The sequence below is a fragment of the Pseudomonas sp. MG-9 genome (assembly GCF_018729515.1).
GTDB classification, from domain to species: Bacteria; Pseudomonadota; Gammaproteobacteria; order Pseudomonadales; family Pseudomonadaceae; genus Aquipseudomonas; species Aquipseudomonas serboccidentalis.
Map to the genome: position 1 here is coordinate 573429 of NZ_JAHHZH010000002.1, position 22640 is coordinate 596068.

The 22640-nt window shown below is 62.4% G+C and carries 22 protein-coding genes; 15 read left to right on the forward strand and 7 right to left on the reverse strand.

Annotated features, from left to right (window positions below; translation table 11 throughout):
• Positions 1 to 95 precede the first annotated feature (95 nt).
• From mdcA to madM, 9 genes are all read left to right on the forward strand, one after another.
• On the forward strand, positions 96 to 1766 hold the full coding sequence (gene mdcA / locus KKQ10_RS07300) for a malonate decarboxylase subunit alpha (protein ID WP_127647905.1): 1671 nt from the start codon (positions 96 to 98) through the stop codon (positions 1764 to 1766).
• Entirely contained in the window at positions 1766 to 2638 is an 873-nt protein-coding gene (locus KKQ10_RS07305; protein ID WP_215500660.1) for a triphosphoribosyl-dephospho-CoA synthase, read from the forward strand. Before mdcA ends, KKQ10_RS07305 begins: the two co-directional genes overlap by 1 nt.
• Positions 2638 to 2937, forward strand: a complete 300-nt coding sequence (locus KKQ10_RS07310; protein ID WP_003229075.1) for a malonate decarboxylase subunit delta — start codon at positions 2638 to 2640, stop codon at positions 2935 to 2937. Before KKQ10_RS07305 ends, KKQ10_RS07310 begins: the two co-directional genes overlap by 1 nt.
• Positions 2930 to 3781 (forward strand): biotin-independent malonate decarboxylase subunit beta, encoded by an 852-nt coding sequence (locus tag KKQ10_RS07315; protein WP_215500661.1) that lies wholly within the window; start codon positions 2930 to 2932, stop codon positions 3779 to 3781. The genes KKQ10_RS07310 and KKQ10_RS07315 overlap by 8 nt, the downstream gene beginning before the upstream one ends.
• On the forward strand, positions 3778 to 4563 hold the full coding sequence (mdcE, locus tag KKQ10_RS07320; protein ID WP_215500662.1) for a biotin-independent malonate decarboxylase subunit gamma: 786 nt from the start codon (positions 3778 to 3780) through the stop codon (positions 4561 to 4563). Before KKQ10_RS07315 ends, mdcE begins: the two co-directional genes overlap by 4 nt.
• Positions 4557 to 5177, forward strand: coding sequence for a malonate decarboxylase holo-ACP synthase (locus KKQ10_RS07325; RefSeq protein WP_215500663.1), 621 nt, complete (start codon positions 4557 to 4559; stop codon positions 5175 to 5177). Before mdcE ends, KKQ10_RS07325 begins: the two co-directional genes overlap by 7 nt.
• Positions 5174 to 6094, forward strand: coding sequence for a malonate decarboxylase subunit epsilon (gene mdcH / locus KKQ10_RS07330; protein ID WP_215500664.1), 921 nt, complete (start codon positions 5174 to 5176; stop codon positions 6092 to 6094). Before KKQ10_RS07325 ends, mdcH begins: the two co-directional genes overlap by 4 nt.
• A 64-nt stretch (positions 6095 to 6158) precedes the next feature.
• Entirely contained in the window at positions 6159 to 6575 is a 417-nt protein-coding gene (gene madL, locus KKQ10_RS07335) for a malonate transporter subunit MadL (protein ID WP_003229065.1), read from the forward strand.
• Position 6576: 1 nt separating this feature from the next.
• The gene (madM, locus tag KKQ10_RS07340) at positions 6577 to 7341 is read left to right on the forward strand and encodes a malonate transporter subunit MadM (protein ID WP_127647899.1); all 765 of its coding nucleotides are present in this window, start codon (positions 6577 to 6579) and stop codon (positions 7339 to 7341) included.
• 151 nt (positions 7342 to 7492) lie between these two features.
• Here madM and KKQ10_RS07345 read toward each other — a convergent pair whose 3' ends face one another.
• Positions 7493 to 8407, reverse strand: a complete 915-nt coding sequence (locus KKQ10_RS07345) for a LysR family transcriptional regulator (protein WP_127647898.1) — start codon at positions 8405 to 8407, stop codon at positions 7493 to 7495.
• Between the two features lie 212 nt (positions 8408 to 8619).
• Here KKQ10_RS07345 and trhA point away from each other — a divergent pair, with 212 nt between their 5' ends.
• Positions 8620 to 9237 (forward strand): PAQR family membrane homeostasis protein TrhA, encoded by a 618-nt coding sequence (gene trhA / locus KKQ10_RS07350; protein WP_215500665.1) that lies wholly within the window; start codon positions 8620 to 8622, stop codon positions 9235 to 9237.
• A gap of 29 nt (positions 9238 to 9266) precedes the next feature.
• On the opposite strand, the gene KKQ10_RS07355 is transcribed toward trhA, so the two are convergent.
• The gene (locus KKQ10_RS07355) at positions 9267 to 10178 is read right to left on the reverse strand and encodes a LysR family transcriptional regulator (protein WP_215500666.1); all 912 of its coding nucleotides are present in this window, start codon (positions 10176 to 10178) and stop codon (positions 9267 to 9269) included.
• A 109-nt stretch (positions 10179 to 10287) separates the two neighbouring features.
• On the opposite strand from KKQ10_RS07355, the gene KKQ10_RS07360 reads away from it, so the two are divergent.
• On the forward strand, positions 10288 to 11529 hold the full coding sequence (locus KKQ10_RS07360; protein WP_215500667.1) for a D-amino acid dehydrogenase: 1242 nt from the start codon (positions 10288 to 10290) through the stop codon (positions 11527 to 11529).
• Between the two features lie 47 nt (positions 11530 to 11576).
• A complete protein-coding gene (locus tag KKQ10_RS07365) occupies positions 11577 to 12479 on the forward strand; it encodes a transporter substrate-binding domain-containing protein (RefSeq protein ID WP_215500668.1) in 903 nt (300 codons plus the stop codon).
• 93 nt (positions 12480 to 12572) lie between these two features.
• On the opposite strand, the gene KKQ10_RS07370 is transcribed toward KKQ10_RS07365, so the two are convergent.
• Together KKQ10_RS07370 and KKQ10_RS07375 are read right to left on the reverse strand one after the other, a co-directional pair.
• Positions 12573 to 13292 carry a 16S rRNA (uracil(1498)-N(3))-methyltransferase gene (locus KKQ10_RS07370; RefSeq protein ID WP_127647893.1) on the reverse strand — a complete coding sequence of 240 codons (720 nt, stop codon included), beginning with the start codon at positions 13290 to 13292 and terminating at the stop codon, positions 12573 to 12575.
• Positions 13293 to 13509: 217 nt separating this feature from the next.
• Entirely contained in the window at positions 13510 to 14916 is a 1407-nt protein-coding gene (locus KKQ10_RS07375) for an adenosylmethionine--8-amino-7-oxononanoate transaminase (protein WP_215500669.1), read from the reverse strand.
• A 223-nt stretch (positions 14917 to 15139) separates the two neighbouring features.
• Between KKQ10_RS07375 and KKQ10_RS07380 the strand changes: the two genes are divergently transcribed.
• The 3 genes from KKQ10_RS07380 (at position 15140) to KKQ10_RS07390 (ending at position 18449) form a co-directional block, all read left to right on the forward strand.
• Positions 15140 to 16927, forward strand: a complete 1788-nt coding sequence (locus KKQ10_RS07380; RefSeq protein WP_215500670.1) for a flavin monoamine oxidase family protein — start codon at positions 15140 to 15142, stop codon at positions 16925 to 16927.
• 345 nt (positions 16928 to 17272) lie between these two features.
• Positions 17273 to 17824, forward strand: a complete 552-nt coding sequence (locus KKQ10_RS07385) for a cytochrome b (protein ID WP_215500671.1) — start codon at positions 17273 to 17275, stop codon at positions 17822 to 17824.
• A 31-nt stretch (positions 17825 to 17855) separates the two neighbouring features.
• Complete coding sequence (locus KKQ10_RS07390) at positions 17856 to 18449, forward strand: YceI family protein (RefSeq protein ID WP_047596554.1); 594 nt, start codon at positions 17856 to 17858, stop codon at positions 18447 to 18449.
• A gap of 225 nt (positions 18450 to 18674) precedes the next feature.
• Here KKQ10_RS07390 and rhlE2 read toward each other — a convergent pair whose 3' ends face one another.
• From rhlE2 to metF, 3 genes are all read right to left on the reverse strand, one after another.
• Positions 18675 to 20540, reverse strand: coding sequence for an RNA helicase RhlE2 (gene rhlE2, locus KKQ10_RS07395; RefSeq protein ID WP_215500672.1), 1866 nt, complete (start codon positions 20538 to 20540; stop codon positions 18675 to 18677).
• Positions 20541 to 20762: 222 nt separating this feature from the next.
• On the reverse strand, positions 20763 to 21575 hold the full coding sequence (locus KKQ10_RS07400) for a substrate-binding periplasmic protein (RefSeq protein ID WP_215500673.1): 813 nt from the start codon (positions 21573 to 21575) through the stop codon (positions 20763 to 20765).
• Positions 21576 to 21744: 169 nt separating this feature from the next.
• Positions 21745 to 22590: a methylenetetrahydrofolate reductase [NAD(P)H] gene (gene metF / locus KKQ10_RS07405; RefSeq protein ID WP_127648135.1), complete on the reverse strand. Its 846-nt coding sequence runs from the start codon at positions 22588 to 22590 to the stop codon at positions 21745 to 21747.
• Positions 22591 to 22640: the final 50 nt, after the last annotated feature.

Genomic DNA, 22640 nt, shown 5'->3' on the forward strand with positions numbered 1-22640 from the left:
TACGCTGAGCGTAATGATTCACCGCCGCGCTTGATTGATGCGCCTCACCCACACGCCTACCTTGGCTCCACGACAGCGAACCCCGTGGAGTGAGCATGACAACAACAATTTCCCCCGACTCGCGCTGGACGCGGCGGCGTGACGAGAAGCAGCGGCGCCTCGACAAGGTGCGCGGGCTGGCCGACGGTGTGGTGTTGCCCACCGACAAGATCGTCGCCGCGCTCGAAGCGCTGATCCATCCCGGCGACCGTGTGGTGCTGGAGGGCAACAACCAGAAGCAGGCGGATTTCCTTTCCCGTTCGCTGGCCAAGGCTGACCCGGCCAAGCTCCACGACCTGCACATGATCATGCCCAGTGTCGGCCGCTCCGAGCATCTGGACCTGTTCGAGCGCGGCATCGCCCGCAAGCTCGACTTCTCCTTCGCCGGCACCCAGAGCCTGCGCATCAGCCAGTTGCTCGAAGACGGTCTGCTGGAAGTCGGCGCGATTCACACCTACATCGAACTCTACGCACGGCTGGTGGTGGACCTGATCCCCAACGTCGTGCTCTCGGCCGGTTTCATGGCTGACCGCGCCGGCAACATCTACACCGGTCCGAGCACCGAAGACACTCCCGCGCTGATCGAACCGGCGGCGTTCAGCGACGGCATCGTCATCGTCCAGGTCAACCAGTTAGTGGACGACGTCAGCGAGCTGCCTCGCGTGGACATCCCGGCGTCGTGGGTCGACTTCGTGGTGGTGGCCGACAAGCCGTTCTACATCGAACCGCTGTTCACCCGTGATCCACGGCACATCAAGCCTGTGCACGTGCTGATGGCGATGATGGCGATCCGTGGCATCTACGAAAAACACAATGTGCAGTCGCTCAACCACGGCATCGGTTTCAACACCGCCGCCATCGAGCTGATCCTGCCGACCTACGGCGAATCCCTCGGCCTCAAGGGCAAGATCTGCCGCAACTGGACGCTCAACCCGCACCCAACATTGATCCCGGCGATCGAAAGCGGCTGGGTCGAAAGCGTGCATTGCTTCGGCACCGAACTGGGCATGGAAAACTACATCGCCGCGCGGCCGGACGTGTTCTTTACCGGCCGCGACGGCTCGCTGCGTTCCAACCGGATGTTCTGCCAACTGGCGGGGCAGTACGCGGTGGATCTGTTTATCGGCGCGACGTTGCAGGTCGATGGCGATGGCCATTCCTCCACCGTGACCCGTGGCCGCCTCGCCGGTTTCGGCGGTGCGCCGAACATGGGCCACGACCCGCGTGGCCGGCGTCACGGCACCCCGGCGTGGCTCGACATGCGTCACGACGACTCGCAGCAACCGATGCTCGAACGCGGCAAGAAACTCGTGGTGCAAATGGTCGAGACCTTCCAGGAGGGCGGCAAACCGACCTTCGTCGAAACCCTCGACGCGGTGGAAGTGGCGAAGAAAAGCGGCATGCCGCTGGCGCCGATCATGATCTACGGCGACGACGTCACTCACCTGCTCACCGAAGAGGGCATCGCCTACCTGTACAAGGCGCGCTCGCTGGAAGAACGCCAGGCGATGATCGCCGCTGTTGCCGGTGTCACCGCCATCGGCCTGCGCCACAACCCGAAAGACACCGAACGCATGCGCCGCGAAGGCCTGATCGCCTTGCCCGAAGACCTCGGCATCCGCCGCACCGACGCCACCCGCGAACTGCTGGCGGCGAAAAGCGTGGCTGATCTGGTCGAGTGGTCCGGCGGCCTGTACAACCCGCCCGCCAAGTTCAGGAGCTGGTAATGCACGCACTCAACCTGCAAGCGAAACCCCTCAGCCTGAGCGAACGCCTGGCCGATCTGGCGGTGGATGCGCTGATCGACGAAGCCGATCTGTCGCCGAAACCGGCGCTGGTCGACCGGCGTGGCAATGGCGCGCACACCGATTTGCACCTGGGCCTGATGCACGCGTCGGCGTTGTCGTTGTGGCCGGCGTTCAAGGAAATGGCTGAAGCGGCGGTTGAAATCGGAGAGGCCGGTTTACCACTGCGCGAAGCCATTGGCCGCATCGGCCGTGAAGGCGAGCAAGCGATGCTCTCGACCACCAACGGCGTGAACACCCATCGCGGGGCGATCTGGGCCTTGGGGCTTTTGATCACCGCCGCGGCACTGGAACCGCAATCCAGCGGCTCCAGCGCCGTCTCCGTGCGTGCTGCGCGTCTGGCATTGCTCGACGACCGCTACGCACCGCGCCCACTCAGCCACGGCGCCCAGGTCGCTTTGCGTTACGGCGCACGCGGTGCTCGCGAACAAGCGCAACTCGGCTTCCCTTCGGTGCTGCAACGCGGCTTGCCACAACTCAAACGCAGCCGCGCCAATGGCCACGGCGAACAGAACGCCCGGCTCGACGCCTTGCTGGCGATCATGACTGACCTCGCTGACACCTGCGTGCTTTACCGCGCCGGTGAACAGGGTCTGCACGCCATGCAAAGCGGCGCGCAAGCCGTGCTCGACGCCGGCGGCAGCGCGAGCCTCGGCGGGCGTCGGCGCCTGCACGAACTGGATCAACAACTCATCGCATTGAATGCCTCGCCCGGTGGCGCCGCCGACTTGCTCGCCGCCACGCTGCTGCTCGACCGAATCGAGCGCGATGGCATCCTTCAGGGAGCGTTTTGATGGAAACCCTATCGTTTGAATTCCCCGCCGGGCAGCCGCCACGCGGTCGCGCACTGGTCGGTTGTGTCGGTTCGGGTGATCTGGAAGTGCTGATCGAACCGGGGCTGGCCGGCAAGCTGACGATCAATGTGCAGACCTCGGTCAACGGTGCGCAGCAGCGCTGGCAGCATCTGTTTGCGCGGATGTTCGACGGCACCACGCCGCCGGCGATGGCGATCGACATCCACGATTTCGGCGCGACGCCGGGGGTAGTGCGTTTACGTCTGGAACAGGGTTTCGAGGAGATCGGCCATGACTGACAGCGCAGCGCTGCTCAACAAACACAGCTTCGTCGAACTCGGTGCGCGGCAACGGGCGAAAGCCTTGCTCGATGTCGGGAGCTTTCGTGAATTGCTCGACCCGTTTCAGCGCGTCATGTCGCCGTGGCTCGAACGCCAGGGTGTGGTGCCGCAAGCCGATGACGGCGTGGTGATCGCCAAGGGCAGCCTCGACGGTGTGCCGGTGGTGATCGCGGCGATTGAAGGCGCCTTTCAGGGCGGCAGCCTCGGCGAAGTCGGCGGGGCGAAGATTGCCGGCGCGCTGGAACTGGCCGCTGAAGACAACCGCAAGGGCATCCCGACCCGTGCCGTGTTGCTGCTGGAAACCGGTGGCGTGCGCTTGCAGGAAGCCAACCTCGGGCTGGCGGCGATTGCCGATATTCATGCAGCGATTGTCGATTTGCAGCAGTACCAACCGGTGGTCGGTGTGGTGGCGGGCAGCGTCGGCTGTTTTGGCGGCATGTCGATTGCCGCTGCGCTGTGCAGCTATTTGCTGGTGACCCAGGAAGCGCGCCTCGGCTTGAACGGCCCGCAGGTGATCGAGCAGGAAGCCGGGATCGAAGAATACGACTCGCGAGATCGGCCCTTTATCTGGAGCCTGACCGGTGGCGAGCAACGTTTCGCCAGTGGTCTGGTGGATCGTTATGTCGCCGATGATGTGGCGCAGATTCGTCAACAGGTGGGCGAGTTGCTGCAACAGGGTTTGCCAGCACAGCCGCGCAGTCAGCGTGCCGCATGGTTCCTGCAACGTCTGGCGAGCCTGAACACTGACAAGCAAATCGAGCCTTCGGTGGTTCGCGATCTGTATCAAGGAGAGCGCTCATGAGCGGTTATTCACTGCGCGGTTTGCACTGGTTCAACGCCTTGAGCGCGGGTGCTATGGCGGTTGAAGGGCTGCCGGCCTCGTTGAAGGTTGCTGACGGTGATCTGGGCCGTTTTATCGCCGTAGTCGCTGACCCGGACAATCGTTTCCCGCGTGCGCGCAGCGGCGAAGTTGGCTTGCTCGAAGGTTGGGGTCTGGCCAAGGCTGTGGATGACGCGATCAGCGCTGACCGCGACAAAGCGCAGAAGCGCCCGATCATCGCCATCGTCGATGTACCGAGCCAGGCTTATGGCCGCCGCGAAGAAGCCCTCGGCATTCATCAGGCTTTGGCCGGTGCGGCGGACAGCTATGCCCGCGCCCGGCTGGCGGGGCATCCGGTGATTGCGCTGCTGGTGGGTAAGGCGATGTCCGGGGCGTTTCTCGCTCACGGTTACCAGGCCAATCGCTTGATCGCTCTGCGCGACCCCGGCGTGATGGTGCATGCGATGGGTAAGGCTTCGGCGGCGCGGGTGACCTTGCGCAGCGTTGAAGAGCTGGAAGCACTGGCCGCCAGCGTGCCGCCGATGGCTTATGACATCGATAGTTATGCGAGTCTCGGGCTGCTATGGGAAACCTTGTCGGTGCAGCAGATCGAGCAGCCAACAGCGGAGGATCTGGCGCGGGTCAGCGAATGCCTGAAGCAAGCCATCGGCGATATCACCGCGACTGACTTGAGCAATCGCCTCGGTGCGAAAAATCGCGAAGCGTCCAGCCGCGTGCGCGAACTGCTGAGGGCGCAGTGGTGAACATGCCACTGGCCCACGACCTGCTGTGGGGCATGACGCCTGCGCAGCTGCCGGCGGATGCGCCGCAGTGGGCGGTTGAGTCGCTGGCGGCCGGGCAGCCGGTGGTGATGCGGCGGGCGGTGAGCGCTGAAGGTTTGGTGGCGGTGGGCGTGCGCGGTGTGTTGCGTGAGCAGCGGCTGGCGGTGTTTATGGCGGTCGATTCGATTGCCTGTCGGGTCAGCCCTGAGGCGCTGTGTCATGTCGATTGCGAGCGTGATTTACCGGTGATGCAGGCACTTAAACAACTGCGACCTGGGCTCGATGATTGCGGTTGGGTCTGGGGCGTCAGCGGCAGTGTCGGATTTGAATTGGCCAGTGGCTTTGAAGCGATGCACGCGGCCAGCGATCTCGACCTGATTCTGCGTACACCGCAACGGATCACCCGTCATCAGGCACGCAAACTGGTCGCACTGTTCGATCAGGCCGTGTGCCGGGTCGACATGCAATTGCAGACGCCATTCGGTGCCCTCGCATTGCGCGAATGGGCCAGCGGGTCTGCACGCGTGCTGCTGAAAAACCAGCATCAGGCCTGTCTGGTGGCTGATCCGTGGACCCCACAGGAGCAGGCAGCGTGAGCAGCCTGTTGGTGTTCCCCGGCCAGGGCGCGCAGCAAGCGGGCATGCTTCAGCGTTTGTCACGGGAAACGTTGATCGAGGCCAGCGATGTGCTCGGTGAAGATGTGTCGCTGCTCGATTCGTCCGAAGCGTTGCGCACCACCCGAGCCGTTCAGCTGTGTCTGTTGATCGCCGGGGTCGCAGCCTCACGACAATTGCTGCAGGACGGTCTGACGGCGGATTACGTCGCCGGCCTGTCCATCGGTGCCTACCCGGCCGCGGTGGTCGCCGGGGCCTTGAACTTCAGCGATGCGCTGCATCTGGTCAGCCTGCGCGGCGAGTTGATGCAGCAGGCTTATCCACAGGGCTTTGGCATGACCGCAATCATCGGTCTGCAATTATCCACCGTCGAAACGCTGCTGGCGCAGGTGCACAGTGCGGAGTCGCCGGTTTATCTGGCCAACATCAACGCCGATAACCAGGTGGTGATTGCCGGCAGCGACAAGGCCATGCAAGCGGTGGCCGAACTGGCGCGCAGTCGGGGCGCCGGTCTGGCGAAACGCCTGGCGGTGAGTGTGCCGTCGCACTGTCCGCTGCTGGAGGCGCCCGCGCAAACCCTCGCCGAGGCCTTCGCCAAGGTTGAATTGAAGACCCCGAAAATCGCTTACCTGAGCGGCAGTCGCGCGCGTCCGGTGATCAAGCCTGAGGCCCTGCGCGACGACCTCGCCTTCAACATGTGCCGCGTGGTGGACTGGCGTGGCACCGTGCAAAGCGCTTATGAGCGCGGCGTACGGTTACAGATCGAACTGCCGCCCGGTGCGGTGCTGACCGGGCTGGCGCGCCGGGTGTTCGAATCAGGCACTGTCACTGCCTTCGACAGTGCGCGGCTCGACACTCTGCAGGCGCTGTTGCGAGAGGAGGGTGGCCGCCAACTCTAAAACGCCGACTCAAGCTTCGAACAACAAAAACAACATTCGACGATGCACTTTGAGGACTACAACAATGATTATTTACGGTGTGGCGCTGTTGGCGATCTGTACGCTGGCAGGGGTGATCATGGGTGACATGCTCGGTGTGTTACTGGGCGTCAAATCCAACGTCGGCGGGGTCGGCATCGCCATGATCCTGTTGATCTGCGCGCGGTTGTGGATGCAGAAACGCGGTGGCATGACCAAGGATTGCGAGATGGGCGTCGGCTTCTGGGGCGCGATGTACATTCCGGTGGTGGTGGCGATGGCCGCGCAACAGAACGTCGTCACCGCCCTGCACGGCGGCCCGGTGGCGGTACTGGCGGCAATTGGCTCCGTAGTGGTGTGTGGCTGCACGATTGCCTTGATCAGCCGAACCCACAAGGGCGAACCGTTACCCGATGAACCGGTGGAAGTCACTCCGGTCGGCACGCCAGTAGGAGGTCGCTGACATGTGGGCACTCATTGAAAACGGTCTGGAACATAACGGTCTGGTCACGGCCTTCGCTTTCGTCGGTGTGATCATGTGGGTCTCGGTGATTCTCTCCAAACGCCTGACGTTCGGGCGCATTCACGGCTCGGCGATTGCCATCGTCATCGGCCTGGTGCTGGCCTGGGTCGGCGGTACCATGACCGGCGGACAGAAGGGCCTGGCGGACCTGTCGTTGTTCTCCGGTATCGGCCTGATGGGTGGGGCGATGCTGCGTGATTTCGCGATCGTCGCCACCGCGTTCGAAGTGCAGGCGACCGAAGCGAAGAAGGCCGGTTTGATCGGCGTAATCGCGCTGCTGCTGGGCACGATCCTGCCGTTCATTGTCGGCGCGAGCATGGCCTGGGCCTTCGGCTATCGCGATGCAGTGAGCATGACCACCATTGGCGCGGGCGCGGTGACTTACATCGTCGGCCCGGTGACCGGTGCGGCGATTGGCGCGACCTCGGATGTAATGGCGCTGTCGATTGCCACCGGGTTGATCAAGGCGATTCTGGTGATGGTCGGCACGCCGGTCGCAGCACGCTGGATGGGCCTGGATAACCCGCGTTCGGCGATGGTGTTTGGTGGTCTGGCCGGGACGGTGAGTGGGGTGACCGCCGGGCTGGCGGCGACGGATCGGCGGTTGGTGCCTTATGGGGCGTTGACGGCGACGTTCCACACCGGGCTTGGGTGCCTGCTTGGGCCTTCGTTGCTGTTCTTCATTGTTCGCGGGATTGTTGGCTGATCGCTGAGTGCTTTTGTGGCGAGGGAGCTTGCTCCCGCTGGGCTGCGCAGCAGCCCCAACCTCTACCACCGAGGTGTATCAGATAGACCCGGTGGCCTGATTTGCGGGCGCTGCGCACCCGAGCGGGAGCAAGCTCCCTCGCCACACGGTTTCAGGCTTGGCGATTGGCATACATCCGACACTCCGCCAGCAACGCCAACAAGTTCGGATCGCGCTCCTTGGCCTTCAAGAACACCACGCCAATGTGCTGCTGCAAGCGGTACTTCTCCTGCAACGGAATCAGCTTCACCCGATTCTCGTACACCGCCGCAATCCGCCCCGGCAGCAACGCATAACCCACCCCGGAGCTGACCATGCTCAGCAGGGTGAAGATGTCGTTGACCTGCATCGCCACCTTCGGCTCGAATCCTGCCTGCTTGAACACCCGGTTGCCGTCCTGATGGGTGGCGAAGCCCTGGGTCAGGGTGATGAATGTTTCATCGCGGACCTCGGCCAGATCGACTTCCTGGCGCTGGGCGAACCTTGAATCCGCTGGCGTGGCGAGGAAAATGTCGTCGGAGAACAGCGGGATCTGCTCGCAGTCCGGGTCGCTGACGCTGTCGTCCAGCGACACCAGGATCGCGTCGACTTCCATGTTCTTCAGCTTGTAGAGCAGGTCGATGTTGGAGCCAAGGATCAGGTCGATGTTGAGCTCGCTGCGACGAATCTTCAGACCCATGATCAGCTGCGGCACGGTCTTCACGGTCAGCGAATACAGCGAGCCGAGCTTGAAGCGTTCAGCCGAGAACCCGGCGGCTTCGCGGGTCAGGCGTACGCTTTCGACCACGTCCTGAATCAGCTTCTGCGCCCGCTCTTCGAGCACATAGGCGCTTTCCAGCGGCGTCAGGTTGCGGCCTTCGTGCTTGAACAACGGGCAGCGCAGGGCGCTTTCCAGCGAATGGATCGCCCGGTGCACGCTGACATTGCTGGTCTGCAGCTCGGCGGCGGCGCGCGCCAGATTGCCGGTACGCATGAAGGCGAGGAACACCTCGAGTTTTTTCAGGGTCAATTCTTCGTCGATCAGCATGGCGCGGACTCTTTTTGGTATCGACCGATTGTGCACGGTATGCACCGCTCTTTGTAGGAGCTGCCGAAGGCTGCGATCTTTTGATCTTGAAAAGCAAAGATCGCAGCCTTCGGCAGCTCCTACAGGGATCGTGTTGAATGGAAACATTGCGCTTTTACGCTCAAGGCCCGAGCCTTGCGCGCTGCAGTAACGAATCTTGAGGTGAGCGACACATGTATCACGGGGAAAGACTCAACGCCTGGACACATCTGGTCGGGGCAGTGGCAGCGTTTATCGGTGGTGTGTGGATGCTGGTGATTGCCAGCATGGACGGCAGTCCGTGGAAGATTGTCAGCGTGGCGATCTACGCGTTTACCCTGCTGGTGCTCTACAGCGCCTCGACCGTGTACCACAGCGTGCGCGGGCGCAAGAAGGCGATCATGAAGAAGGTCGATCACTTTTCGATCTACCTGCTGATCGCCGGCAGTTACACGCCGTTTTGCCTGGTGACGCTGCGGGGGCCGTGGGGCTGGACGTTGTTCGGGATTGCCTGGGGGCTGGCGCTGATCGGCATTTTGCAGGAGATCAAACCACGCTCGGAGGCGCGGATTCTGTCGATCGTGATCTACGCGGTGATGGGCTGGATCGTGCTGGTGGCGGTCAAACCGTTGATTGCGGCACTGGGCACGACCGGGTTTGCCTGGCTGGCCTCGGGCGGTGTGTTGTACACGGTGGGGATTATCTTTTTTGCGCTGGACCACCGGTTGCGGCATGCGCATGGGATCTGGCATTTGTTCGTGATCGCCGGGAGTCTGCTGCACTTTGTGGCGATTCTGTTTTATGTCCTGTAGCTACACCGCTATCGCGAGCAGGCGAAGGCCTACAAAGGGACGAGGGCATTGAGTTGTTCCTGAGCGCGCTGGCTGAAGATCTGCAGCAAGTCATTCAAGGTATGCGGCGGTGGCTCAGTGGCGCGGGTCACGGCGTAAAGCGTGATCGGCAGCGGCGGGGCGAGGGGGCGGATCGTGGTGGTGGCCGATGAGGCACCCAACGCCGTGAACGGGTCGATCACCGCGACGCCGGCGCCGGACTCGACCATCGCCCGCGCCAGCGAATAGGTCTGCACGGCAATCCGCACCCGGGGTGGCGGTTCGACCGCTTCCAGGTAACTGTCCAGCCTTGCCGCCAATGGATCGGCACTGGACAAACCAATCAGCGGCGCACCCGCAAGCGCCATCAGGGGCAGCGGTTTGCCGACGTCTGCCAGCGGCCAGAAATCCTTCGGCGCCAACGCCACCAGCACACCCGCCGCCAACGGCTGCGCTTGCAGCCCCGGGTGATCCGGCAGTTGCAGGGTCAGGGCCACGTCCACTTCGCGCATCAGCAGGTTCTGCATCAACTCGCGGCTGTGGGCGCTGGACAGCTCGCAGGCGCTGTCCGGATAGCGCCTGGTCCACTCATGAATCGCCGGCGGCAGCAACGACAAGGCCAGCGCCGGGGTCGCGCCGATGCGCAGGCTGTGCCCCGGCTCGCGGCGCAGGCTCTGGGCCAGACGTCGCACCCCTTGCAGGCTCTCCGTGACTTTATCGACTTCGCGCTCCAGCTCCAGTGCTTCCGGGGTGGCCTGCAACTTGCCGCGCACCCGTAAAAACAACGGAAAGCCCAGTTGCTGCTCGGCGTGCTGCAAGACCTTGGTCACCGCCGGTTGCGAGACGTGCAGCAACTGCGCGGCCGCGCTGATCGAACCGGTCTGGCGGATGGCCTGGAAAATCTCGATGTGACGCAAGCGCATGATGAGTCCATAACCTTTGTTTATGGGGGGAACATCTTTATTCATTGTTCGGCGCCTGTCACCTGGCCCTAACCTCGGCCTCGTCTTCACAACGGTTTCAGGGACAGACATGGCTCAGCGTGTATGCATCATCGGTGGTGGGGTGATCGGTCTGGCAACGGCGTATGCGCTGGTGCGCGACGGCTTTGAGGTGACGGTGATCGAGGCGCGGGATTCGCTCGGCGTCGAAACCAGTTTCGCCAACGGCGGCCAGTTGTCCTATCGCTATGTCGCGCCGCTGGCCGATGCCGGGGTGCCGTTGCAGGCGCTGGGCTGGATGCTGCGCGGCGACTCACCGCTCAAGCTGCGCCCGCGTCTGGATCCGGCGCAGTGGCGCTGGATGGCCGCGTTCCTCGCCGCCTGCCGCACCTCGGTCAACCGCGAGAACGCGGCGCATCTGTTGCGTCTGGCACTGCTCAGCCAGCGCACGTTGAAGCACTGGCGCGAGGACGATGGCCTGAGCGGATTCCACTGGCGGCGCAACGGCAAACTGGTGACCTTCCGCAGCGCCGGCAGTTTTGCACATGCGCGCAAGGGTCTGGCCGACCCGCAGCAACAGCAGGTCTTGTCCGCCGCTGAGTGCGCGCAGCTGGAACCCGCACTGGCCGACGCCGCGTTTGTCGGGGCGATCTACACGCCGGACGAAGAAGTGGGCGACTGCCACGGGTTTTGCCAGCAACTGGCCGCGCGTTTGCGCGCCTCCGGGCGCTGCGAGTTTCGCCTTGGTCAGGCAGTGAGCGGGATTCGCCACAGCAACGGCGCAGTCAGCGCTGTCGAACTGGGCAGCGACGTGCTGCCGGTCGAACAACTGGTGATCGCCGCCGGTCATCGCAGCCCTTTGCTGGCGTTGCCCGGCCTGCATTTGCCGCTGTATCCGCTCAAGGGCTACAGCCTGACGGTGCCGATCGGTGCTGAACATCGGGCGCCGGACGTGAGCATCACCGACTATGACCGCAAGATCGTCTACGCGCGCATCGGCGAGCAATTGCGGGTAGCGGCGATGGTCGACATTGTTGGTTTCGATCCGGCGGTCGATCCCCAGCGGCTGGCGTTGATCAAGCGTCAGGCCCGTGACACTTTCCCCGATGCCGGCAACTATGACGCCGCCGTGGAGTGGGCCGGCATGCGCCCGGCGACGCCCACCGGCGTGCCGCTGTTGGGCGCCACGGCGTATCGCAATCTGTGGCTCAACCTCGGCCATGGCGCACTGGGTTTTACCCTGGCCTGTGGCAGCGGGCAGTTGCTCAGCGAACTGATCGGCCAGCAACGCACTTCCATCGACCTGCACGGCTTCAACCCCCGTGCAGCGTGATTGATGCTTCACCGCTCAAACAACAATGCCCACAACGGAGAATAACAATGCAAAAAATCACGTTGCTTGCCTGTACTTTGGGGCTGCTGATCGGCAGTCAGGCTCAGGCCAGTGAGGCGCCGCTGACCGGCACTCTCGGAAAAATCGCCAGCGCCAGCAGCATCACGCTGGGCTATCGCGATGCCTCGGTACCATTCTCCTACGTGGGCGATCACACGGGGCAGCCGATGGGCTACTCAGTAGATCTGGCGGGCAAGATTGTCGAGCGGATCAAGCAGCAACTGGCGCTGCCGGAGCTGAAGGTGAAGTACAACCTCGTCACCTCGCAGACACGTATTCCGTTGGTGCAGAACGGCACCGTGGACCTGGAGTGCGGCTCCACCGGTGTCACCGCCGAACGGCAGAAGCAGGTGGCGTTCTCCTACGGCTTCATCTACGTCAAAGGCCAGTTGCTGACGGCCAAGGACAGCGGGATCAACAGCTTCGAAGACCTGCGCGGGAAAAACGTGGTGACCACCGCCGGCACCACTAACGAGCGCTACCTGAAGAGCTACAACCACGATCACAAGCTCGATATGTCCGTGATCAGCGCCAAGGATCATGGCGAGGCATTCCAGATGCTGGAGTCGGGGCGTGCAGCGGCGTTCTACATGGACGATGCGCTGCTGTACGGCGAACGGGCCAAGGCGCGCGATCCGCATCACTGGGTGGTGGTCGGGAAGGAGCAGTCGCGGGAGATTTACAGCTGCATGGTGCGCAAGGACGATCCGCAGTTCCTCGCGCTGGTCAACGGGGCGTTGGCTGATCTGTATCGCTCGGGGGAGATCAATGGGATTTACAAGCGCTGGTTTGAGCAGCCGATCCCGCCGAAGGGCTTGAACCTGGAGTTTCCGATGACCAGCGAGCTGAAGGCGATTATTGCCAAGCCCGTGAGTGATCCGGTGGAGTGACCGTTACACCGAGGTGAAGCGATCGCGAGCAGGCTCACTCCTACAGGGGAACGCATTCCAATGTGTAGGAGTGAGCCTGCTCGCGATAGGGGCTTAGAAGTCGCCCCAAAGTTGCTGAGCCACCGCCAACGCCACGACCGGAGCGGTCTCGGTACGCAACACCCGCGGCCCAAGCCGAGCCGCGTGGAAACCATTGCCCTTGGCCTGCTCGACCTCAGCATCCGATAACCCACCCTCCGGCCCGATCAGGAACGCCAGGGTCGCCGGTTTGGCATGACTCACCAGCGGCTCCGCCACTGGATGCAGCACCAGTTTCAGCTCGGCCTGCGTCTGCTTCAGCCAGTCAGCCAGCAGCACCGGCGGATGAATCACCGGCACCCGCGAACGACCGCACTGCTCACAGGCGCTGATCGCCACCTGACGCCAGTGCAGCAGGCGTTTGTCGGCGCGTTCGTCCTTGAGGCGGACTTCGCAGCGCTCGCTGAAGATCGGGGTGATTTCGGTCACGCCCAGCTCGGTGGCTTTCTGGATCGCCCAGTCCATGCGCTCGCCCCGGGACAGGCCCTGGCCGAGGTGGATCTGCAACGGCGATTCGACCTGGCCGGCCAGTTGCTCGTCGATCTGCACCACCACGCGTTTCTTGCCCACTTCCACCAGGGAGCCACGGAACTCATGGCCGGAGCCGTCGAACAACTGCACCGCATCGCCCTCGGCCATGCGCAGCACGCGGCTGATGTAATGCGCCTGGGCTTCCGGCAGTTCGTGTTCGCCGGTGCTCAGGGGGGCGTCGATAAAGAAGCGGGACAGTCTCATGGTGGGTCTCTAAAAAATGGGTGCATGCAGTGCTGTGGCTAGGCTTTTTGTGGCGAGGGGGCTTGCCCCCGTTCGGCTGCGAAGCAGTCGCAAATTCGCTGAACTGGCTTTGACAGATGTTTTTCGATTCGGGTTTTTGGGGGCCGCTGCGCGCCCCAACGGGGGCAAGCCCCCTCGCCACACAAGCCCCTCGCCACAATAGTTCTATGGTGACCTGTCAGCCCGGATCACGGAACCCCGGGTGGAAATCCTTCGGCACCGCCACGCTGACGCTGTCACGGGTGGCGATGTCGATGCCTTCGCTGGCGACTTCGGCGAGGAAGTCGATCTGCTCCGGAGTGATCACGTACGGCGGCAGGAAATACACCACGCTGCCCAGCGGCCGCAGCAAGGCGCCGCGCTCCAGCGCATGCTGGAACACCTTCAGGCCGCGTCGCTCCTGCCAAGGGTAGGCCTCTTTTGTGGCTTTATCCTTGACCATCTCGATTGCCAGCACCATGCCGGTCTGGCGCACCTCGGACACGTTCGGGTGATCGACCAGGTGCGCGGTGGCCGAGGCCATGCGCTGGGCCAGGGCCTTGTTGTTCTCGATCACGTTGTCCTGTTCGAAGATATCCAGCGTCGCCAGCGCCGCTGCACAGGCCAGCGGGTTGCCGGTGTAGCTGTGCGAATGGAGGAAGGCGCGCAGGGTCGGGTAGTCGTCGTAGAACGCGCTGTAGACCTCGTCGGTGGTCAGGCACGCCGCCAGCGGCAGGTAGCCGCCGGTCAGGGCCTTGGACAGGCAGAGGAAGTCCGGGCGGATGCCGGCCTGCTCGCAGGCAAACATGGTCCCGGTGCGACCGAAGCCGACGGCGATTTCGTCGTGGATCAGGTGCACGCCGTAGCGGTCGCAGGCCTCGCGCAGCAGTTTGAGGTACACCGGGTGATACATGCGCATGCCGCCAGCGCCCTGAATCAGCGGTTCGACGATCACTGCCGCGACGCTGTCATGGTTCTCGGCCAAGGTCTGTTCCATGGCCGCGAACATGTTGCGCGAATGTTCCTCCCAGCTCATGCCTTCGGGGCGCAAGTAGCAATCCGGGCTTGGCACCTTGATGGTGTCCATCAGCAGGGCTTTGTAGGTTTCGGTGAACAGCGGCACGTCGCCGACCGCCATCGCCGCCATGGTTTCGCCGTGGTAGCTGTTGGTCAGGGTGACGAAGCGCTTCTTGTTCGGTTGACCGCGATTGAGCCAGTAGTGAAAGCTCATTTTCAGCGCGACTTCGATGCAGGACGAACCGTTATCGGCGTAGAACACCCGGTTCAGGCCTTCCGGGGTCATCTTCACCAGACGCTCGGACAGCTCGATCACCGGCTGATGGCTGAAACCGGCGAGGATCACGTGTTCCAGCTGATCGACCTGATCCTTGATGCGCTGGTTGATGCGCGGGTTGGCATGGCCGAACACGTTGACCCACCAGGAGCTGACCGCGTCGAGGTAGCGCTTGCCTTCGAAGTCTTCGAGCCAGACGCCTTCACCGCGTTTGATCGGGATCAGCGGCAGCTGTTCGTGGTCTTTCATCTGGGTGCAGGGATGCCACAGCACCGCGAGGTCGCGTTGCATCCACTGGTTATTCAGGCCCATTTACAGTCTCCTCGAGGCGGCTCGCGTCAGGCGCGGGCAAACAATCGCGCAAGCCTATGAGATGCATCGCGCCGGGACAACCCATTGTGTCGATTGAGCTACTTTGTATCGGCCGATAGACGTCGCTGGCGGCGTTTTGATGGCTGACGTATTCTTCGCGGTTCTTTGGGTCGTCTGACCCGCAAAACTGCTTTTTCCTACGTGTATTTCCGGAGTTCGCTGAATGTCTGTCGGTTGGCTGCGCGCCTGTGCGCTGGTGATGTTGGGGCTGTTCAGCGTTACGGCGCTGGCCAAGGATAAAACCGCAATCGTGATCGGCGGCGGCCTGTCGGGCCTGACCGCGGCTTACGAGCTGCAGAACAAGGGCTGGCAGGTCACCCTGCTGGAAGCCAAACCGAGCCTGGGCGGACGCTCCGGCATGGCCACCAGCGAGTGGATCGGCAACGACAAGACTCAGCCAGTACTGAACAAATACGTTTCGACCTTCAAGCTGGGCACCACGCCAGCCCCTGAATTCGTGCGTACACCGGGTTATCTGATCGACGGCGAGTATTTTTCCGCTGCCGATCTGGCGACCAAGCAGCCAGCCACCGCCGAGGCCTTGAAGCGCTACCAGAAAACCCTCGACGATCTGGCGCGCTCGATCGACGACCCGCAGAACCCGGCGGCGACCAGCACCCTGCACGCACTGGATCAGATCAACGTGTCGAGCTGGCTCGACAAGCAGAACCTGCCCGCCACGGCGCGTCAGTTGATCAACCAGGACATCCGCACCCACTACGACGAGCCGTCGCGTCTGTCGCTGCTGTATTTCGCCCAGCAGAACCGCGTGTATCGCGGCGTCTCCGACCGTGACCTGCGCGCCTCGCGTCTGGTCGGCGGCAGCCAGGTGCTGGCCCAGGCCTTCGTCAAGCAGATCAAGACGATCAAGACCAACTCGCCGGTTTCCGCGATCATTCAGGACAAGGACGGCGTGACCGTCAAGGTCGGCAGTGTTGGCTACCAGGCGGACTATGTGGTGCTGGCCGTGCCACTGCGCGCGCTGAACAAGATTGCCCTGACCCCGGCACTGGATGCTCAGCACCTGGCAGCGATCAAGGGCACCAACTACGGCTGGCGCGACCAGATCATGCTCAAGTTCAAGACGCCCGTGTGGGAAAGCAAGGCGCGCATGTCCGGCGAGATCTACAGCAACGCCGGCCTCGGCATGCTCTGGATCGAACCGGCACTGAAGGGCGGCGCCAACGTGGTGATCAACCTGTCCGGCGATAACGCTCGCGTGATGCAGGCGTTTGGCGACAAGCAGATGGTCGATCAGGTGCTGATCCGTCTGCACGCGTTTTATCCACAGGCCCGTGGCTCGTTCACCGGTTATGAAATCCGTCGTTACAGCACCGACCCGTCGATGGGCGGCGCCTACCTGGCTTACGGCCCGGGCCAGATCAGCAAGTTCTGGCGCCTGTGGGAGCGTCCGTTGCAACGCGTAACGTTTGCCGGCGAACACACCGACACCCTGTACCCGGGCACTCTGGAAGGCGCGCTGCGCACCGGTCAGCGTGCGGCCAGTCAGGTTGAAGACCTGGCAGCCGGCAAGTCGTTTGAACCGGTCAAAGTGGTTCCGGCCGCAGCAGCGGCAGGCGCGGCGGGTGCCGCGGCAGCGAAGAAGGGCAATTTCTTCACCAACCTGTTCGGCGGCTCGGATGACGAGAAGAAGCCAGAGCCTGTGAAGGCACCTGAGCCAGCTCCAGCTCCGGCGGCCCCAGCGCCTGCTCCGGCTCCAGCCCCTGCGCCAGCCCCGGTGGAAGCGCCGAAGCCAGCCGCTCCGGTGAAAGCCGAGCCGGCGAAGAAAGCGGCGGCCAAGCCTGCGGCGAAGAAGCCTGCTGCGAAAGCCGAAACGAAAAAGCCTGCGGCCAAACCAGCGGCAAAAAAGGCTGAACCGGCGAAGAAGCCAGCGGCTAAACCGGCGGCCGCTCCGGCTCCGGCAGCAAGCACCGACAGCAAAGCGCAGTAAGGCTTTGCGGTGAATGAAAAAGCGCGGCTTGCAGGCCGCGCTTTTTTTTGCCTGCCAAACCGCCTTCGCGAGCAAGCTCGTTCCCACATTATTCGACAATGGTCCCTCAGCTGGAATGCAATCCCCTGTGGGAGCGAGCCTGCTCGCGAAGAGGCCGGTTCAGGCAGCACTAACTTTGGATCTGTACCCAGTATCCTGCCCCGCACTTTCCCCCTTTAATCTTTCCTTAACCACCATGCTCAAAACTCTTGATCGTATTTCTCGATATTTCAAAGCAAATTTTTCCGCTTTAATTCGATAGATAACTCGCTAGTCTTGGTTCGCAGTTCTCACAGGATTTGGGCAATGCAGCTACGTAACTCTTCTTCACGCTATGGTTGGGTCAGCATCTTCATGCACTGGGGCGTGGCGCTGGCGGTCTTCGGGCTGTTCGCGCTGGGTCTGTGGATGGTGGGGCTGGATTACTACAGCAGCTGGCGCAAAGACGCGCCGGACCTGCACAAGAGCATCGGTCTGGTGTTGTTGGGTGTGATGGTGTTGCGGGTGCTCTGGCGCTTTATCAGCCCACCGCCGCCAACACTGCAAAGCTACAGCCGGATGACCCGCATCGGCGCCAAATTCGGCCACGGGTTTCTGTATCTCGGGCTCTTCTCTGTGATGATTGCCGGTTACCTGATTTCCACCGCAGACGGTGTCGGGATCCCGGTGTTTGGCCTGTTTGAAGTTCCTGCACTGGTCTCCGGGCTACCGGATCAGGCAGATACCGCTGGGGTGATTCATCTCTGGCTGGCGTGGGCGCTGGTAATTTTTTCCGGTCTCCATGCGTTGGCAGCATTGAAGCACCACTTTATTGATCGTGATGCGACCCTGACGCGAATGCTCGGTCGCAAAGCCTGAAATTCAACCTCGACTCAAAGGAAAAGAAAGCATGTTGAAAAAGACTCTGGCCGCTCTGGCAATCGGTTCGGCCGTACTGTCCGCGAACGTGATGGCTGCTGATTACACCGTCGACAAGGAAGGCCAGCACGCTTTCGTCGACTTCAAGATCAGCCACCTGGGCTACAGCTACATCACCGGTACCTTCAAGGACATCGACGGCAAGTTCAGCTTTGACGCTGCCAAGCCTGAAGACAGCAAAATCGAATTCAACGTGAAAACCGCCAGCGTGTTCACCAACCACGCCGAGCGCGACAAGCACATCTCCAGCAAGGACTTCCTGGACGTGGGCAAATACGCTGACGCCAAGTTCGTCTCCACCAGCGTCAAATCCACTGGCAAGAACGCTGCTGGCAAAGACACGGCTGACGTGACCGGCGACCTGACCCTGCACGGCGTAACCAAGCCGATCGTGGTCAAGGCTGTGTTCCTGGGTGAAGGCAAGGATCCATGGGGCGGCTACCGTGCCGGCTTCGAAGGCACCACCAGCATCAAGCGCTCTGATTTCGGCAAGATGATGGACCTGGGTCCACAGTCCGACAACGTCGACCTGTACATCTCGTTCGAAGGTGTGAAAGCGAAATAATTTTCGCCGCCATGCAAAACGCCCCCGGTCGCAAGGCCGGGGGCGTTTTTTATTGTCTGCTATACACACATCCCCTGTAGGAGCTGCCGCAGGCTGCGATCTTTTGCTGTTGTTTTTTGCAGATCAAGATCAAAAGATCGCAGCCTGCGGCAGCTCCTACAGGGGGCTTCCATAAAAAATGCCCCGGCTCTTTCGAGTCGGGGCATTTTTCATTGCAGCGATAACTCAGCGATTGCGGGTCAGCAAGGCTGGTTTTTCGCCGCGCGGACGGGTCGGCAGTTGATCGAGCTGCTCAGGTGTCGGAAAGCGGTCGGCCTTGGACTCCTTGTGCATGATCTTCGGCCCGGTGCTGCGCGGGTTCTGCACGGCCGGTTCGGCGCGTTGCTGATCGTCGCGAGCCGGGCGGCGGTTGCGCGAGGACTCGTCACGACGGCCCTGGCCGTCACGCGGGGCACCATTACGTGGACCGTTGCGCTTGGCCGGTGGAGTGCCGGTGCTCGAACCGTTGCTGTTGCGCGGACCGTTCTGGCGACCCTGCGGTTGACCTCCACGGGGTGCGCCCGAACCGACGCCTTGACCTGGCGCGCCTGGACGGCGACCACGGCCACCGGCCGGAGCGGCTTTCGGCACGTAGTCGACGCGGTTACCGAAGTTATCGATATCGTCGTCGAGGAACTCGTCCGGTGCACGATCCGCCGCGGCACGTGGCGGCTGGCTCGGACGCTGTTCGCGGGCCGGCGTGCCTTCACGTGGTTTCTGCTGACGGGCAGGGCGCTCGCCGCGTTCACCGGCGGGTTTTTCCTTGCCCTTGTCCTTGCCTTTGTCCTTGCGACCGCCGCCACCGCCGCCGCCATTCGGACCATCACCACGCGGGCCACGGGAATTGCGCGGGTTGCGCATGTCCGGACGCTCACGCACTTCAGGCTTCTCGGCCTCGATGGTGCTGGCATCGAAGCCCATCAGATCGCCGTCGGCGATTTTCTGCTTGGTCATGCGTTCGATGCTTTTCAGCAGTTTTTCTTCGTCCGGAGCCACCAGCGAGATGGCCTCGCCCGAACGACCGGCGCGGCCAGTACGGCCGATACGGTGCACGTAGTCTTCATCGACGTTCGGCAGTTCGAAGTTGACCACGTGTGGCAACTGGTCGATGTCCAGGCCGCGAGCGGCGATGTCGGTGGCCACCAGGATGCGCACTTCACCGGCCTTGAAATCGGCCAGGGCTTTGGTGCGGGCGTTCTGGCTCTTGTTGCCGTGGATCGCGACGGCTGGCAGGCCGTGTTTGTCCAGGTACTCGGCCAGACGGTTGGCGCCGTGCTTGGTGCGGGTGAACACCAGCACCTGTTCCCAGGCGCCGGCGGTGATCAGGTGCGCCAGCAGGGCACGCTTGTGGCTGGCCGGCAGACGGAAGACGCGTTGTTCGATGCGCTCGACTGTGGTGTTCGGCGGCGTGACTTCGATGCGTTCCGGGTTGTGCAGCAGCTTGCCGGCGAGATCGGTGATGTCTTTGGAGAAAGTCGCCGAGAACAGCAGGTTCTGACGCTTGGCCGGCAGACGTGCGAGGACTTTCTTCACGTCGTGCACAAAACCCATGTCGAGCATGCGGTCGGCTTCGTCGAGCACGAGGATTTCGACGTGGGACAGATCGACGCTGCCCTGGCCGGCGAGGTCGAGCAGGCGACCCGGGCAGGCGACGAGTACGTCAACACCACGGGACATGGCCTGGACTTGAGGGTTCATGCCGACGCCGCCGAAGATGCAGGCGCTGACGAATTTCAGGTCACGGGCGTAGATCTTGAAGCTCTCGTGAACCTGGGCCGCGAGTTCGCGGGTCGGGGTCAGGACCAGTACGCGCGGTTGGCGCGGGCCATGACGCTGGGATTTGTCCGGGTGACCGTTGGGGAACAACCGCTCCAGGATCGGAAGGGCGAAACCGCCGGTTTTACCGGTACCTGTCTGTGCCGCAACCATCAGGTCGCGACCTTGCAACACGGCGGGAATGGCCCGCTGTTGCACCGGAGTAGGCTCGGTATAGCCCGCATCTTCGATGGCGCGGACTAAAGCCTCGGAGAGACCGAGGGAAGCAAAGGACATGAGTAATCCTGTTTTAGTTAGGGCTTGGCCCAATGGGAGTCTTGCCTGGCGCGAATCGCGTTTAAGAGGACGCGATCCCGTCCGGTCCTGCTGCGGTCTCGAAGGCACGTCAGGAGCGCTCGCGCGGGCTGAAAAGCTGCGCTGTAGCGGGTCTAGAGGCCTGTTACGGTTCCGGGCGTCCGGGCGTGAGCCTGGCGGGAACGCCGGAGTATAACAGAGCAATCAGTGCGCGCTGCTTTCCTGCTGCTCAACGGTTTTGCTGCGGGCCGAGACGTTACCCAGCGGCGCGACGTCGATCGGGGCTGCGCCGTAGCGTGCGCTGAGCTCGGCATAGGCCGGCTCGCGTTTGAAACGCTTGAGTTCGGCGCCGAAACGCTGCACCAGCAGATCCATCCCGGCATTGCGTCGAACCGCCAGATATTGGCTCTGACGACTAATGACGGCAGGGTTCTCGGTGATCTGATCGCGGATATTCAACTGATCGAGCAAATGCTGACCTACGCGGCGATCGGTGATCAGCAGGTCGATACGCCCGCGCAGCAGTTTGCCGAAGTTGGCCTCGTGGGTCGGTGCCGGTTCGCGGGTGAGCAGCGTCGATTCGCTGAAGTCTGGGCTGTACATATACCCCGGCGAGGTGCCGATGGTCAGGCCTTTGAGGTCTTCGAGCTTATGAAACGGATGGGGACGGTCGTTGGCGTAGAACATCACGAACTCGACCTCCGACAGCGGTTCGCTGGGGTAGAGCAGGGTGGCGTCGCGTTCGTCGCTGTGAAAGATGTCCAGTGCGCCGTCAGCCTGACCGGTCTCGAGCATCGACAGGCAGCGCTTCCACGGCAGAAACTGCCACTCGACCTCGATGCCCAGGCGCTGGAACACGATGGCGGTGGTTTCGTAGTCCAGCCCGAGGTTCTTGCCGCCCTCTTCGTAGACGTAAGGCGCCCACGGCTCGGTGACAATGCGCAACTTCTCGCCCCGAGCGGCAAAGCTCAGGCAAGCAAAAACCAGCAGCGTGAATAGTTGCGCGATCAAAGGCATGGCTTGAGATTACGACGAGAAGCGAGAAAGAGCCAGAAAGTGGCGGCACAAGCTCTAATTCGGGGGTTCAAAAGCAAAAAATCGCAGCTGCGACACCCCTGTAGGAGCTGCCGAAGGCTGCGATCTTTTGATGTTGCTTGTCGCTTTCAGCTTGAAGCTTGCAGCTGCTTCAACGCGGCAGCTTCAAATTATTCCAGATCGCCAGACTCGGTTCGGCCTGGTTCATGGAATAGAAGTGCAGCCCCGGTGCGCCACCCTGCAGCAGGCGTTCGCACATTTCGCTGACGACCTGCTCGCCAAAGCGCTGAATGCTTTGGCTGTCATCGCCGTAGGCTTCCAGTTGCTTGCGGATCCAGCGCGGGATTTCCGCACCGCAGGCATCGGAAAAACGCGCCAGCTTGCTGTAGTTGGTGATCGGCATGATCCCCGGCACGACCGGAATGTCCACGCCCAGTGCCTGCAAACGGTCGACGAAATAGAAGTAGCTGTCGGCGTTGAAGAAGTACTGGGTGATCGCGCTGTCGGCGCCGGCGCGGGCCTTGCGCACGAAATTGGCGAGATCGTCTTCGTAGTTGCGCGCTTGCGGATGCATCTCCGGGTAAGCGGCGACTTCGATGTGGAAATGATCACCGGTTTCTTCACGAATGAATTCCACCAGTTCATTGGCGTGACGCAGCTCGCCGCTGGTCATGCCCATGCCGGACGGCAGGTCACCACGCAGGGCAACGATGCGCTTGATACCGGCAGCCTTGTACTCGTTCAGCAGGCCGCGCAGGTCGTCCTTGCTGTCGCCGACGCACGACAGGTGCGGTGCGGCCGGTACTTTGACTTCGCTTTCCAGTTGCAGAACGGTGTTGAGGGTGCGATCACGGGTCGAACCACCAGCGCCATAGGTGCAGGAAAAGAAGTCGGGGTTGTAAGTGGCCAACTGACGGGCAGTGGCGAGCAGTTTTTCTTGCCCAGCATCGGTCTTGGTCGGGAAGAACTCGAAGCTGTAGCGACGGTCTTGGGACATGGTCATACCCTTGGAAACACGAAAGCCTACGGTATGTTTCATCTGTCGGA